Raw genomic sequence first — 13,220 nt, forward strand, 5'->3', positions numbered from 1 at the left:
TTGAGTTGGGCTAGGCTCTACGAATGAGCGATTCATCTTCATTGGACCGTGTGCTCGGATTCGTCCGGACTGTTGAAGCCGGCGGCGGAGCTGCTGAGCTGCGGCCCTTCCTTGCCCCGGACTTCCAGCTGACTGAGTGGCCCCATGCCCTGTCCAAAACCGGCTCCACCAGGAACCTGCAGGAAACTTTGGCCGGCGCCGACCACAGCAAGGACATTGTTGCCGATCAGCGATTCGAAGTGGTGAGAACCACCGCCCAGGACACCCGGGTTGTCCTTGAAATGAACTGGTCGGCCACGCTGTTGCTCGATCTTCCGCACTGGGACCGCGGCGACACCATCCGGGCCAGGAGTACAGCCGTTTTTGAGCTCCGGGACGGCTTGATCGTCAGCCAGGATACGTACGACTGCTATTACACGACGCCGGAATAGCTAGCGCATGGTGAAGCGCCGTTCCACCAGCCCGGCCACTGCCGGAAGCCCAAGCACTTGGGCAAAGAGTTTGTTCCGGGCTTCCATGGCAGCCGGCGCCAACGGCCTGCCCAAAGCCATATTCAGTCCAGCCTGACGCGATGCACGCCGGGCTGCTTTCCTGCGGGATCTTTCAAAGCCCGCCAGCAACCGGCCTACGTCCGAACCACCGAACGAAGCATCCATGATGGGCGCCAATGCTGCAGCATCCAACCAGCCAAGGTTCATGCCCTGGCCCCCGATCGGGCTGATTTCGTGGGCTGCGTCGCCGAGCAAAACCAGCCGACCGTGGACCATTCGGTCTGCCAGCCGCGACCGGACTTCGAAGGCGCTCACCATGGTGTTGCTGCCCGCATCCGGGAACTCGCCGGTTCTGGCGCCGATCAGCTCAGCCAGCCCGGCCGCCGTCGTGCCTTGGTCCGGTGACCCCAACCTGACCACCCATCTGCGCACCCCGCCCGGCAGCGGAAAGGATTCAACAATCCCAGCGGGCTCCAGGTACAGGACAGCGTCGGTACCGTGACCGGTGGCATCAGCGAAATCTCCCATGATGTAGCTATCCGGATAGCTCCGTGCAGGCAGGTGTGGAAGGATCCGTTGGCGGACCGCTGAATGGGCTCCATCAGCGGCCACCACCAGGCGGGCGCGGAACTCCAGGGCACCAGCGGCGGAATCCGCTGCGACCCGAACCGACCTGAAGTCGTCCACTACTTCCTGGACGTCCGCGCCCCGGACAATTGCCTCGGCATCCAGGTCAAGAACTGCCTCCTCCAGGACCCTCTCGGTCACCGCCTGCGGTACCGCAAGGATGAAGGGGAAGGCGGGATCGCCGCCGAACGCCAGCTGGGCCACCAAGCGACGCCGGCTGTAGGCAACGCCCCTCCGGATATGGACTCCGGCGGCAATCAGCTCCCCGGCAACCCCCGCGCGTGCCAGTTCCGCCAACGCCGGAGGGTGGATGCCGATGGCGCGCGAACTCCCGCTGCGGCTGGTCCTCCGTTCCAGGATCCGCACCCGGTGACCCCGCTGCAACAACAGTGCCCCCATGAACAGGCCCACCGGACCGGCACCGACGATCACGACGTCAAACATCTTCCCCCTCTGGCTCAAGGCCGCTCCGGCCCATGGACCAGCAGGTGGTGCCAAGGACCGTTTGCCTCGACGCTCCAGGTCTCCGGAACGGTGGATTCCAGCTCCTGTGCTGTGTAACTGCGTTTGATGGACACCAAGCCGTCGCCCCAGATGTAGGAGCCTGGTCCCAAGGGCCAGAAGCCGATCATGAACAGTACGTAGGAGAGGTTGCTTCGTTTGAGGTCGTTATGGAGCACCAGGCCTCGGCTGAGGGCTTCGGAATCGCTCAGGACACCGGCGAGTTGCCCGGAATCGAGGTGGTGGAGGATGTGGTTGGAGATGACGAAGTCAAAGACCTTGCCCTCGGCCACCAATTCGGAACTGTGGGCCTGACGGTAGGTGACACCCTGGGCCGAGCCGGTTCCGGTAGCAAAGGCGAAGGCCCTGGCATCAGGATCGATCGCTGTCACAGTGAGGAGGAAACCGTCTTTCCGGGCCCAGTGTGCGAGGCTGCGCGCAACGTCACCACTGCCGCAACCAATATCCAGGAGGGACGCCGACCCCTGCGCCGCCAACACAGGCCGGATTCTGCGGACGTAGGTTCGGCGCCACCCGGAAAGCAGCCTGTTGACCACCGGAAACCTGGCATAGGTCCGGGTGAGCCGTTGGGGGTCGCAGTCAGTCTTGTCCATCTCCTCAATCGCGTACCGATCCCGTTCTCGAAGGGACCCCCAAGGACTCACAGATCGGGGGAGAGAAGCGTAAAGAGGCCCGTCTCCACCGTCAGGCCCGGGCCGAACGCCATGGAACAGATCCGCTCCTCACGTTCGCTGGCGGGAACGCCCAGCATGTACTTCAGGACAAAGAGCACCGTGGCGCTGCTCATGTTCCCGTACTCACGCAGTATTTCCCGGGCCGGGACCAACTGCTCCTGTGTCAGTTCCAGCTTGGACTCCACCTTGTCCAGGATGCTGCGGCCTCCTGGATGGATGGCCCAATGGGTAATTTCGCGGTAAGGAAGTCCGGCCAACTCCGGTTCCTTGGCGAGGAGCGGTTCCAGGGCACCGGTGATGTGTTCCTCGATAATGTGCGGGACGTAGGAGCCCAACACCATTTCGAACCCTTCATCGCCGATGTTCCACGCCATGGCTTCCTCACCTACGGGTGTGAGTACGGTCTCGAAGTGGTCCAGCCTGATGACCGGTTCGGGTCCTTCCGGTTCTTTCGCCGTCACGATGGCCGCTGCCGCGCCATCACCGAAGATGGCTGATCCCATGATGGTGTCGGGATCGTTTGAGGTGCGTACATGGAGGGAACAGAGTTCCACGCAGATGACCAGGACCACTGCCTCAGGATCGGCAACGCAGAACTGCTTGGCAGCTTTGAGGGCGGGGAATGCTGCGTAACAACCCATGAAACCGAGGTGGTAGCGCTGAACCGCCGGGTTCAAGCCCAACGCCCTGACAACTTTGTAGTCGGGTCCGGGGTTGAAAAAGCCTGTACAGGAGACGGTGATGACGTGGGTGATGTCATCGAGGTCAATACCCGAAGCCTGGGCTACTGCCGTCTTTCCTGCCTCCACGAACAACTTGGTTGCTTCGGTTGCGAAGATTTCGTTGCGTACCTTGGTGCTCGGGCTGAGGACCCTGTTGGTCGCGGGGTCGAAGAACTGCGGATTCTCCGAATGGGCATCAAGGCTGAGTTCGGCAACCGCCGTGTAACGGGTATCGATGGCTGCTGAGTCAAAGCACGTGCCGACAAGGCGCGTTCCCAGCCGTGTCAGGCCTGGTTGGGAAGCGAAGACTTCACGGGCCTGCTGCTGGACGAGGATGGTTGGCGGAACTGCGGTTTCAAGGGACCTCACGTATACCGGCATGCTTCATTCTTAGCGAGTAAACGGTGGAAGACAATGGCAGAATCGAACTAACTGACCGAGGTTGGTCACGGATAGCCAGGCGACGCCGACGGGGGACTGTTGGGCAGCGCCGCCCCACAGATGGAGAGATGATGACTATTGCTGCGAGTACTGACACGGATTCTCCCGCGTCGCATGTCGCTGACACCCACGATCTCATCAGGGTCCAGGGTGCGCGCGAGAACAACCTGAAGGACGTCAGCATCGAGATTCCCAAGCGCCGGCTCACGGTGTTCACGGGTGTCTCCGGTTCGGGAAAAAGTTCGCTGGTTTTTGCAACCATCGCCGCAGAGTCGCAGCGCATGATCAACGAGACCTACAGCGCATTCGTGCAGGGATTCATGCCCTCGCTGGCCCGCCCGGACGTGGATATGCTCGAAGGCCTGACGACGGCGATCATCGTTGACCAGGAACGCATGGGCTCAAATCCGCGGTCAACCGTGGGCACCGCCACGGACGCCAACGCCATGCTGCGGATCCTCTTCAGCCGCCTCGCCCAGCCACACATCGGATCACCCAACGCCTACTCCTTCAACGTCCCCACAGTGAAGGCCAGTGGCGCCATCACCGTTGAGCGGGGCGAGGGCAAAACGAAGACGGAAAAAGCCACCTTCAGCCGCTTGGGCGGTATGTGCTCACGGTGTGAAGGGATGGGCTCCGTCAACGACTTCGACCTCACGGCACTCTATGACGACACCAAGTCCCTTAGCGAGGGTGCGCTCACCATTCCCGGCTACACCATGGATGGTTGGTACGGACGGATCTTCAGCGGTTCCGGTTTCTTCAACATGGATAAACCCATCGCCAAGTTCACCAAGAAGGAGCTCCACGACCTCCTGTACCGCGAACCCACCAAAATCAAGGTGGAAGGCATCAACCTCACCTACGAAGGCGTGATTCCCAAGATCCAGAAGTCGATGCTCAGCAAGGATGTGGACGCTTTACAGCCGCACATCCGGGCGTTCGTTGAGCGGGCCATCACCTTCACCACGTGCCCTGAGTGCGAGGGGACGCGGTTGAGCCCCGAGGCACGCTCGTCCAGGATCAAGGGCAAGAGCATCGCAGATGTCTGCACCATGCAGATCAGCGACCTCGCCGACTGGATCCGCGAACTCCATGAGCCCTCGGTGGCACCGCTCCTGAAGGGCCTCCAGCACCTCCTGGATTCCTTCAAGGAGATCGGCCTGGGGTATCTCTCCCTCGACCGTCCCGCCGGCACCTTGTCCGGGGGAGAGGCGCAACGGACCAAGATGATCCGGCATCTTGGATCATCCCTCACCGACGTAACCTACGTTTTTGATGAACCCACCATTGGACTCCATCCGCACGACATCGAAAGGATGAACCAGCTGTTGCTGCAATTGCGGGACAAGGGCAACACGGTTCTGGTGGTGGAACACAAACCGGAAACAATTGCGATCGCCGACCACGTGGTTGACCTTGGACCCGGAGCAGGCACAGGCGGCGGCTCCGTCTGCTACGAGGGAGATCTGGACGGACTGCGGGGGAGTGCGACCATCACCGGACGCCACCTCGATGACCGTGCCTCCATCAAAGAGAAAGTTCGCACTTCATCCACCCACTTGGAGATTCGGGGAGCCTCCACCAACAACCTCAAAAACGTCGACGTAGACATTCCCCTCGGCGTTCTTTGTGTCCTGACCGGTGTGGCCGGTTCCGGCAAGAGTTCCCTGATCCACGGCTCTGTGGCGACGCGCGAGGGCGTTTTGGTGATAGACCAGGGCGCCATTCGTGGGTCGCGCAGAAGCAACCCCGCCACCTACACAGGACTGCTGGAACCCATCCGGAAGGCCTTCGCCAAGGCCAACGGTGTGAAGCCGGCGTTGTTCAGTTCCAACTCCGAAGGCGCCTGCCCCACCTGTAACGGCGCCGGGGTGATCTACACGGATCTGGGCGTGATGGCCACTGTGGAGTCGCCCTGTGAAGAGTGCGAGGGACGGCGCTTCCAGGCTTCGGTTCTCGAATATAAGCTGGGGGATCGCAATATTGCAGAAGTGCTTGCAATGTCCGTGAATGAAGCAGAAGCCTTCTTCAGCGAGGGGGAAGCCAAAACTCCTGCGGCGCACAAAGTGCTGGTCCGCTTGGCAGATGTTGGCCTCGGCTACCTCACGCTGGGGCAACCGCTGACAACCCTGTCCGGCGGTGAGCGGCAACGGCTGAAGCTGGCCACGCAGATGTCCGAGAAGGGCGATATCTATATCCTGGATGAGCCAACTACCGGCTTGCACCTGGCTGACGTCCAGAACCTCCTCGGAATGCTGGATCGCCTGGTCGAATCTGGCAAGTCCGTCATCGTGATCGAGCACCACCAAGCCGTCATGGCTCACGCTGACTGGATTATCGACCTCGGGCCAGGTGCAGGTCACGACGGCGGCAACATCGTCTTCGCTGGAACACCGGCAGAGCTTGTGGCTGGGAAGTCGACCCTGACGGGCAAGCACTTGGCCGCTTACGTAGGCGCCTGAGAACTCCAAGCGCTTCGGGCCGGCCCGGTCCGTCCCGGCCCGAAGCGCAGCCGCGCCCGCATTTGCTGACCCCTTTCCGCTCAGGCGATGTCCGACGTCGCGGTGTCCCATTGGATGTGATGGCGATACACCCAATCGAAGGTGTCCTCCGATCTGCGGGCAATTCCCCGGAAGACCGCCGGAAGGACCAGGTCCTCGAAGACGCGCTTGAACTGGCCTCGGATTTTCGGCGCCGCATTTCGGCGTCCCCATTCCACTACCGATTCCGCCCGCGACCGGCGCTCGTTCTCATATCGAGCCAGCGCCTCCGGGAGTCAACCCTGCTCCTGGCCTTGAAGGGAACGGCCCAGGGTGACTGCGTCTTCGATGGCCATCGAAGCTCCCTGCCCCGACGACGGCGAAGCTGCGTGGGCGGCATCGCCCACCAGGACAAGCCTGTCGCGCTGCCAGCGGGGAATACTTGGAAAGTCCGAGGTGGTGTAAGGCCTGATGATGTCATCCGTGGCGGTAATGATGGCCGCCATGATGGTGCGGTCTCCGGCGACGAGCTTGGTCAGCCACTCCTTACGGGCGCCTGAGTCCAATGTGGCGGGATCTTCAGAGGACCGTTGCAGGGGGTTGGCAAACCACCAGGTCCGGCCGTCGGGATCCTGCATGTAGCAATTGAAGCAGCGCTTGCCGAAGACCATCTTCATTCGCCCGGCTTCGATGTCAACCAGCCCGGGCGGCAGAACCCCGGCCGGGACTATGCCGCCCGTGTTGAGCAACGGAATGTTCCTTGGTTCCGGCGCTTCGGGGTCAATCAGCGTTCTGACCCGTGAGTGAAGGCCATCGGCACCAACCAGGATGTCTCCATGCGCAGTGGTTCCGTCGTGAAAACCGGCGCTCACGCCCTCGCGCGTTTCCTCCACTGCGGTCAGCCTTTTACCGTAAACAATGCCGATGCCCCGCCGGCCGGCTTCTTCCCGCAGCATGCCGTACAGCTCGGAGCGGGTCATGGTGCGGGCGGTGGTGCCGTCAGGCAGGGACCCGCCGTAGTCGAAGTCGATAAGGTGCTTGCCGCTGCTTCCCAAGTACATGGACATCAGGGGAGTGCTGAAACCCAACCGGCCCGCCGCGCCTTTGAGCCCAAGGGTGTCCAGGGCATCAAAACCATTGACGGCCACCGTCAGGAAGCCGCCGATGCCATCGGAGGGCACTCCGTAGGCTTCGAAGATGACTGGCCGGTGGCCGGCCTTGTGCAGCGCTATGCCACTTGAGAGGCCGGCAATGCCGGCGCCTATAACCATGCAATTGAACATCAGGGCCTCCAAAGTTATTTCGTTCGGTCGAACGAAATATATCGCTGTGACCGTGGGCCGTCAATCCTTTCGGAATTGCGAAATACCTTGCTAGCCTCGGTGCATGCAGTCAGACAGCGACCCGGATGCCCGAAAAGCCCTGCTCGAAGCGGTTTACGCCTCCGGGCGGGAGCTTTCGACGGCGGCCGTCATGTTCCACACGAAGCTCTCCGAACTTCGCGGATTATCCGCAACCGAAGGCAAAGCCATTGACATCCTGCTGCGGCTCGGGCCAATGACAGCGGGCGAATTCGGTCAGCACTCAGGCCTGGCGCCGGCATCGGTGACCGGCCTGATGCAGCGCTTGGAAAGCAAGGGAATAGCCCGCCGGGTCAGGCATGACGAGGACAAGCGGAAGGTCCTGATAGAACTGGTCGGCGACCAAGTGACAGCCGCGACGCCATATTTCCTGGACTTCATGAACGGACTGGCCGCCCTGCTTGAGGGTTACGGCGATCAGGAACTGCGCGTTATTGCCGACTACTCAGCGAAGGCCGCCGAGATCCAAAAGAACGCGGCCGCACGCTTGGGGCGCGAAGGACTCTGACGCGAAACCGCCACCCCTCCCGGACGTTCTTCCATAACGCCGATAATCTACATTATGTAAAGTAAAGCGGAAGAGGCCCTCCCCGCGGACCAGGCATTCACCGCCCATCGGCTCATGCAGAACGCCCTGAATCACCCCGTCCACGACGCACTGGCCTGAAGCCCCCTGACGTTTCGCACAACAATTTCCGCACAACAAATTCACGGGCGCATGATGAACATAAGAAGCGGCTTGTTCCGCATGCCGTTTACTGGGCTGACGTCAGGACATGGCGGTTCTTCCTTGTCCGCAGACCGAGCGACGAACTCACTTGACCCTCCACGCACGCCTGCTAGTATCGAAAAAAGAACAGCATGTCCTATCAAAAGAACAAAGGGTGACATACCGCGAACGCCGCAGGCACCGGCGCAGCGGCGGGAACCTGGAACGTGGGGAACATTCAGTGGCGAATCAACTTGGTCTTAACATCGACCGCTCCTCCCCCGTGCCCCTTTATCACCAGGTGGTCCAGGGCATCGAGGCAGCCATCCACAGCGGTGTCCTGGAGCCCGGGAGCCGGCTGGACAACGAGATCGACCTCGCGGCGCAGCTGAACCTGTCCCGGCCAACCATGCGCAAAGCCATGGACGAGTTGGTCAGATCCGGCCTGCTGGTCCGTAAACGTGGCGTGGGGACCCAAGTGGTTTCCAGCCAGGTACGCCGGCCGCTGGAACTGTCCAGCTTGTTCGATGACCTCACCAACAACGGCAAGAAGCCCACCACGGAAGTTCTAAGCTTCTCCCACATGGAGGCAGACGCTCCCACTTTGGCCACGCTGCAACTTCCGGCGGGTTCAAAGGTCTACCACTTCACCCGCCTGCGCAAAGTGGGCGGAAAGCCCCTGGCGTTGATGGAGAACTGGGTGCGGGATGACATTGCCGCCATGGATGAAGCCATGTTGGCCAGCGAAGGCCTTTACGCGATTCTCCGAAGGGGCGGCGTGAACTTCCGCTTGGCCACGCAGCGAATTGGCGCGATGATCGCCAATGACTACCAGGCACCCCTCCTGGATACGGACGTCAACTCCGCCCTGGTGACCATGGAACGTACGGCAGTGGATGACACGGGGCGGCGCGTGGAGACGGGCCATCACGTCTACCGCGCCGACTCCTACAGCTTTGAAATGACCCTCGTACAGCGCTAACCGCAAAGGACTCCCCTACCATGACCAATTGGGTCTACCCCCTGGGCACTGCAGCCCAGGGCAACTGGGACATTTCCCTTGGAACATCGGATTCCACAACAACAGTGGACGGCTGGGCGCATACAGGACTGAAGGTCGCCACACTGGCCGCGGGCTCCGCCGTCGAGCTTCCAGCTGCCAATGAAGAGCGGATTGTGGTCCCCCTCAACGGATCCTTCACTGTGACCGTGGACGGCGTCGACCACGCCCTCGCAGGACGGCCCTCCGTCTTCAGCGGCCCCAGTGACGTCCTGTATTCGGGCACCGGCAAGGCCGTTTCCATTACAACGGTCGACGGCGGCCGGGTTGCCGTGGCGACTGCGCCGGCACAGGCCTCGTACCCCACACGGCTTATTGCCGCCGCCGAGACACCGGTCGAATTGCGTGGGGCCGGCAACTGCTCACGGCAGGTCCACAATTTCGGCACGCCTGCGGCACTGGAAGCGGACCGTTTCATTGTCTGCGAGGTCATTACCCCCGCTGGAAACTGGTCCTCCTATCCCCCGCACAAGCACGATGAAGAAAAGGATGGCGAAACCCACCTCGAGGAAATCTATTACTTCGAGACGCAGGTTGCCGCCGGCTCCGGGGCACCTTCGGATGCCGACGCCATTGGCTACCAGCGGGTCTACGCCTCTGACGACCGTCCCATTGACGTCGCGGCGGAGGTCCGCACCGGTGATGTGGTCCTGGTCCCCTATGGCTGGCATGGCCCCGCCATGGCCGCCCCGGGCTATGACCTGTACTACCTCAACGTGATGGCCGGGCCGGGCCCTGTCCGCGAGTGGCTCATCAGCGATGACCCGCACCATGGCTGGGTACGGCAGAGCTGGGATGGCCAGGACATCGACCCGCGCCTGCCGTTCGGCGTCTGATCCGGCCCGGTCCCGCCCTGCAAAAAAGAGAAGCCTCCACCTGAATCCCTTAGATTCAGGCGGAGGCTCTTCTCTTTGGTCAGAGCTTGACTGCCAGCGCCACTCTGACCGGCGCTCCCGTCACCAGCGATTCCTGCGCTGCATCCGCTACCCGCGATGCCGCTACAGCGTCTTCGGGTGTGCAGGGATTCTCCCGCTCCCCCAGTATCAACTCAACGAACGCCGCCATTTCGGAGTGGTACGCCGCCTCAAAACGCTCGGCGAAGGTCTGGTGCGGGTGCCCATCCGGGAAGGTGATGCCCGGTTCAGCAGAAACCATGGCGGTCTTCGGGTCCAGGCCCACCATGACCGAATTGTTGGAACCCTGGATCTCCAACCGGACATCGTGCCCAGCCCCGTTGTAACGGCTGGCCGAGACCGTTCCTACAGTGCCGTCGTCGAAAGTTACAACGGCCAGGGCCGTATCGACATCTCCCACTCCACCAATGGCCGGGTCCCCGTTGTTCGAGCCCTTGGAATACACCTCAACGATTTCCCTCCCCGTCAGCCACCGGAGGATGTCAAAGTCATGGACCGAGCAATCACGGAACAAGCCGCCGGATGAGGCGAGGAATTCCACCGGCGGCGGCGTCATATCGCACGTGACGGCACGCAGGGAATGTATCCAACCAAGCTCGCCGGCCTGATAAGCCCGTCGTGCTTCGAGGTAGCCTGCATCGAAGCGACGCTGATGACCGATCTGCACCACGCCGTTATTGGCCCTGATGTACTCGAGCACCGGCAACGCGTCACCAACGTTCATGGCCACCGGCTTCTCGCAGAAGACCGGAATCCCGGCGTCCACACCAACCCGAATGAGCTCGGGGTGGGTGCCCGTTCCGGTGGCTATGACCAAGCCGTCCACCCCGGAGCCGACCAGTTCCGCCACCGACTCCACGAACTCTGCCCCAAGTTCCTCCGCGACCGTCCTCGCATGGTCAGCGGCGACGTCAGTGAGGCGTAGCCGTACGTTTACTCCCCGGCGATGCAGTTCCGGATTCAAAGCGGTGATGTTCTTCGCATGCATGACGCCAATGCGCCCCACGCCGACCAAGCCGAGTGTGATGTCTTTCATGATGTTCCTTCCGGAGAAAATTATGGGTGGTGGCTCGGGGTGGCCGTGGCTTACTGATCGTGATCGCCCGGGAACACAATCCCCAGCTGGCGCCGGATTTCGTCCGCGACGTCGAGAGTTCGGATGGATGCTTCCAGCGTTCTTTGGCTCGCTTGGAAGTCGCCACTGGAAATGGAGCGCGCTACCGCTGCCGCCTCATAGTGCAGGCCTTCGAAATGGCCGGCCGATGCTTCGTCATAGCGGAGCTTGGACCCGTCAGGGAATCTGACTTCGAATGCGCCCGGCATGTTGAACGGGCCTTCGATCACCAGGGTGGCTTCGGTACCAACGATCGTTGCGGTTGTCGGGGTGAAGTTGTGCAGGTGGGTGTTCACGGTCGCCTGTGCACCGCCGTCGAACGTCATGATGGCCGACAACTGGGCGTTTACGCCTGTCCTGTGGGGCTGACCGAGGGCGTGCAACTCCCGCGGACTCCCCAGCACCTCTGTGACGAGGGCCAGCGGGTATGTGCCGAGATCAAGCAGGGGCCCTCCGGCCAGTTCGGGACGGAAGATGCGATGGGAGGGGTCAAAGTGCTCGCCATATTCGGCAACAACAGTGGTGATGGTTCCCAGCATGCCGGCTTGCAGGATTTGCCGGATCACATCAAACTTCGGCAGGAAAAAGGTCCACATGGCCTCGGCAGCGAATACCCCCGCTGACTCTGCCTTCAGGGCAATGTCCCGTGCCTGGCTGGCATTGAGGCCCAAAGGTTTCTCGATCAGGACATGCTTTCCGGCGTCGATTGCCAGCAGGGCGGAAGCGTGATGGGCGGTGTGTGGTGTGCAGACATACACAATGTCCACCTCCGGTGCTGCAACAAGGTCCTGATAGTTGCCGTATGCAGCAGGAAGGTTGAACTTCTCCGCGAACGCTTTGGACCGCTTCAGCGAACGGGACCCGACGGCGGTGATCACCTGCCCGGTATGCGCCTGGACCGATTGGGCGAACCGTTCAGCTATCCACCCCGGCCCCATAATTCCCCAGCGAAGCGCCGGCGCATCTTTGGGGTCCGGAACACGGGACAGCGGAAGTGAAGCCGTGGTCATGAGTAGCTGACTTTGGTCGACGCGCCATTGCTGTGGAGGGACTGGATCATGGCTTGGGCAACAAGGGCCGCATTCAGTCCGTCCTGCGCTCCGGCGAGGGGCGGCTGTTCTCCACGGGCCAAGGCTGAGATCCATGCCTGCAACTGGAGGCGGTAGGCATCGGCAAAGCGGGGGCGCCAGTCAGGGGGGATGATCTGTTGCCTGGTCCCGTCCTGTTCGATGCTGAGAAGGGTGTGCTCCTGCAAACTGGTCGTCCCCAGCTCGGAGACCACCTCACAGCGCGTGGTGTAGCCGTACCGGGCGTTGAGGTAGAGCTCCAGCGTAGTGAGTGTTCCGTCCGCGGCCCGGAGTGTCATGAACGATGGGTCCTGCAAGCCGTCTCCACCATTTCGGGTGCTCTTGCCTGCCTGCCACGACACCTCGGTAACCGGGGACCCCAAAAGCCATGGAATGATATCCAGCTCATGAATTGCCGAATTGGTGATGGCTGACTCCGAGGTGGCGCCCGGAGCCGCCGCAGCATTCCGGCTGACGCAATGGACCATCAGGGGCTCCCCTTGGGACCTTGTTTCCACAGCACTTCGGAGAGCCACGTAGCCAGGATCAAAGCGGCGCATGAAGCCCAGGGACAGGAGTGAGGTACCTGTGGCGGCAACCATGTCGGCGTCGGCAGCCACCACTTCCAGGCTTTCCAGAAGCGTGGGTGCCAGCGGCTTTTCACACAGCACCGGCGTCATCGCCTCGAAGCATTCCAGGACCAAACCGGCGTGCGTGGAATCATGTGAGGCAACAACGACGGCGTCCACCTCACTGGAGTTGATCAGTTCCGACGGGTCCGTCGTGATGCGTGCTGAGGCGGGGGAAGCTGCAGCCGCGCGACCGGCGTCGAGGTCTGCAACAAAAGTGACTTCGGCTCCGCCGATGGTGGTTGAGAGGTTTCTGATGTGGTCAGCACCCATGATTCCAGCGCCAATGACGCCTACCCGGATTGGCATGGTGTTCCCTTCTGATGGTGGGAGTAGTGGGTACAGGTGATGCGCACAGCAGCGCGGGGTGTTCCGCACCAGCTCCGGAACACCCCGCCGCCTGCCG

General features: G+C 61.8%; 13 protein-coding genes. 5 read left to right on the plus strand and 8 right to left on the minus strand.

The features are described from left to right. The first annotated feature begins 23 nt into the window (after nucleotides 1-23). Complete coding sequence (locus LDN85_RS11640) at nucleotides 24-431, plus strand: nuclear transport factor 2 family protein (protein WP_223943161.1); 408 nt, start codon at nucleotides 24-26, stop codon at nucleotides 429-431. Here LDN85_RS11640 and LDN85_RS11645 read toward each other — a convergent pair whose 3' ends face one another. From LDN85_RS11645 to LDN85_RS11655, 3 genes are read right to left on the minus strand one after another with little or no spacing between them, the layout of a single operon-like run. Next, nucleotides 432-1,562 (minus strand): NAD(P)/FAD-dependent oxidoreductase, encoded by a 1,131-nt coding sequence (locus LDN85_RS11645; protein WP_223943162.1) that lies wholly within the window; start codon nucleotides 1,560-1,562, stop codon nucleotides 432-434. A gap of 14 nt (nucleotides 1,563-1,576) precedes the next feature. Further along, on the minus strand, nucleotides 1,577-2,284 hold the full coding sequence (locus tag LDN85_RS11650) for a class I SAM-dependent methyltransferase (protein WP_223943163.1): 708 nt from the start codon (nucleotides 2,282-2,284) through the stop codon (nucleotides 1,577-1,579). Further along, nucleotides 2,281-3,417 (minus strand): type III polyketide synthase, encoded by a 1,137-nt coding sequence (locus LDN85_RS11655; RefSeq protein ID WP_223943164.1) that lies wholly within the window; start codon nucleotides 3,415-3,417, stop codon nucleotides 2,281-2,283. The genes LDN85_RS11650 and LDN85_RS11655 overlap by 4 nt, the downstream gene beginning before the upstream one ends. Before the next feature lie 131 nt (nucleotides 3,418-3,548). Here LDN85_RS11655 and LDN85_RS11660 point away from each other — a divergent pair, with 131 nt between their 5' ends. Further along, nucleotides 3,549-5,942, plus strand: a complete 2,394-nt coding sequence (locus LDN85_RS11660; RefSeq protein WP_223945462.1) for an excinuclease ABC subunit UvrA — start codon at nucleotides 3,549-3,551, stop codon at nucleotides 5,940-5,942. An 80-nt stretch (nucleotides 5,943-6,022) separates the two neighbouring features. Here LDN85_RS11660 and LDN85_RS11665 read toward each other — a convergent pair whose 3' ends face one another. Together LDN85_RS11665 and LDN85_RS11670 are read right to left on the minus strand one after the other, a co-directional pair. After that, on the minus strand, nucleotides 6,023-6,199 hold the full coding sequence (locus LDN85_RS11665; RefSeq protein WP_223943165.1) for a hypothetical protein: 177 nt from the start codon (nucleotides 6,197-6,199) through the stop codon (nucleotides 6,023-6,025). A gap of 57 nt (nucleotides 6,200-6,256) precedes the next feature. Then, nucleotides 6,257-7,243, minus strand: coding sequence for an NAD(P)/FAD-dependent oxidoreductase (locus tag LDN85_RS11670; protein WP_223943166.1), 987 nt, complete (start codon nucleotides 7,241-7,243; stop codon nucleotides 6,257-6,259). Nucleotides 7,244-7,346: 103 nt separating this feature from the next. On the opposite strand from LDN85_RS11670, the gene LDN85_RS11675 reads away from it, so the two are divergent. From LDN85_RS11675 to iolB, 3 genes are all read left to right on the plus strand, one after another. Next, nucleotides 7,347-7,829 (plus strand): MarR family transcriptional regulator, encoded by a 483-nt coding sequence (locus tag LDN85_RS11675; RefSeq protein ID WP_026540726.1) that lies wholly within the window; start codon nucleotides 7,347-7,349, stop codon nucleotides 7,827-7,829. 442 nt (nucleotides 7,830-8,271) lie between these two features. Further along, nucleotides 8,272-9,012: a GntR family transcriptional regulator gene (locus tag LDN85_RS11680; protein ID WP_026540727.1), complete on the plus strand. Its 741-nt coding sequence runs from the start codon at nucleotides 8,272-8,274 to the stop codon at nucleotides 9,010-9,012. Nucleotides 9,013-9,032: 20 nt separating this feature from the next. Then, a complete protein-coding gene (gene iolB / locus LDN85_RS11685; protein WP_026540728.1) occupies nucleotides 9,033-9,926 on the plus strand; it encodes a 5-deoxy-glucuronate isomerase in 894 nt (297 codons plus the stop codon). Nucleotides 9,927-10,005: 79 nt separating this feature from the next. Here the strand turns inward: iolB and LDN85_RS11690 are convergent, their stop codons facing one another. From LDN85_RS11690 to LDN85_RS11700, 3 genes are read right to left on the minus strand one after another with little or no spacing between them, the layout of a single operon-like run. Next, complete coding sequence (locus LDN85_RS11690) at nucleotides 10,006-11,040, minus strand: Gfo/Idh/MocA family oxidoreductase (RefSeq protein ID WP_223943167.1); 1,035 nt, start codon at nucleotides 11,038-11,040, stop codon at nucleotides 10,006-10,008. A gap of 50 nt (nucleotides 11,041-11,090) precedes the next feature. Next, nucleotides 11,091-12,128, minus strand: a complete 1,038-nt coding sequence (locus LDN85_RS11695) for a Gfo/Idh/MocA family oxidoreductase (RefSeq protein ID WP_091551859.1) — start codon at nucleotides 12,126-12,128, stop codon at nucleotides 11,091-11,093. Then, nucleotides 12,125-13,123 (minus strand): Gfo/Idh/MocA family oxidoreductase, encoded by a 999-nt coding sequence (locus LDN85_RS11700; RefSeq protein ID WP_223943168.1) that lies wholly within the window; start codon nucleotides 13,121-13,123, stop codon nucleotides 12,125-12,127. The genes LDN85_RS11695 and LDN85_RS11700 overlap by 4 nt, the downstream gene beginning before the upstream one ends. Between the last annotated feature and the right edge of the window lie 97 nt (nucleotides 13,124-13,220).

It is taken from the genome of Arthrobacter sp. StoSoilB20 (genome assembly GCF_019977295.1).
Classification (GTDB): Bacteria; Actinomycetota; Actinomycetes; order Actinomycetales; family Micrococcaceae; genus Arthrobacter; species Arthrobacter nicotinovorans_A.

Excerpts from the sequence above, each read along its gene's own strand:
- LDN85_RS11640 (WP_223943161.1), top strand. The coding sequence starts at position 24 with ATGAGCGATTCATCTTCATTGGACCGTGTGCTCGGATTCGTCCGGACT.
- LDN85_RS11645 (WP_223943162.1), bottom strand. The coding sequence starts at position 1,562 with ATGTTTGACGTCGTGATCGTCGGTGCCGGTCCGGTGGGCCTGTTCATG.
- LDN85_RS11655 (WP_223943164.1), bottom strand. The coding sequence starts at position 3,417 with ATGCCGGTATACGTGAGGTCCCTTGAAACCGCAGTTCCGCCAACCATC.
- LDN85_RS11660 (WP_223945462.1), top strand. The coding sequence starts at position 3,549 with ATGACTATTGCTGCGAGTACTGACACGGATTCTCCCGCGTCGCATGTC.
- LDN85_RS11670 (WP_223943166.1), bottom strand. The coding sequence starts at position 7,243 with ATGTTCAATTGCATGGTTATAGGCGCCGGCATTGCCGGCCTCTCAAGT.
- LDN85_RS11675 (WP_026540726.1), top strand. The coding sequence starts at position 7,347 with ATGCAGTCAGACAGCGACCCGGATGCCCGAAAAGCCCTGCTCGAAGCG.
- iolB (WP_026540728.1), top strand. The coding sequence starts at position 9,033 with ATGACCAATTGGGTCTACCCCCTGGGCACTGCAGCCCAGGGCAACTGG.
- LDN85_RS11690 (WP_223943167.1), bottom strand. The coding sequence starts at position 11,040 with ATGAAAGACATCACACTCGGCTTGGTCGGCGTGGGGCGCATTGGCGTC.
- LDN85_RS11695 (WP_091551859.1), bottom strand. The coding sequence starts at position 12,128 with ATGACCACGGCTTCACTTCCGCTGTCCCGTGTTCCGGACCCCAAAGAT.
- LDN85_RS11700 (WP_223943168.1), bottom strand. The coding sequence starts at position 13,123 with ATGCCAATCCGGGTAGGCGTCATTGGCGCTGGAATCATGGGTGCTGAC.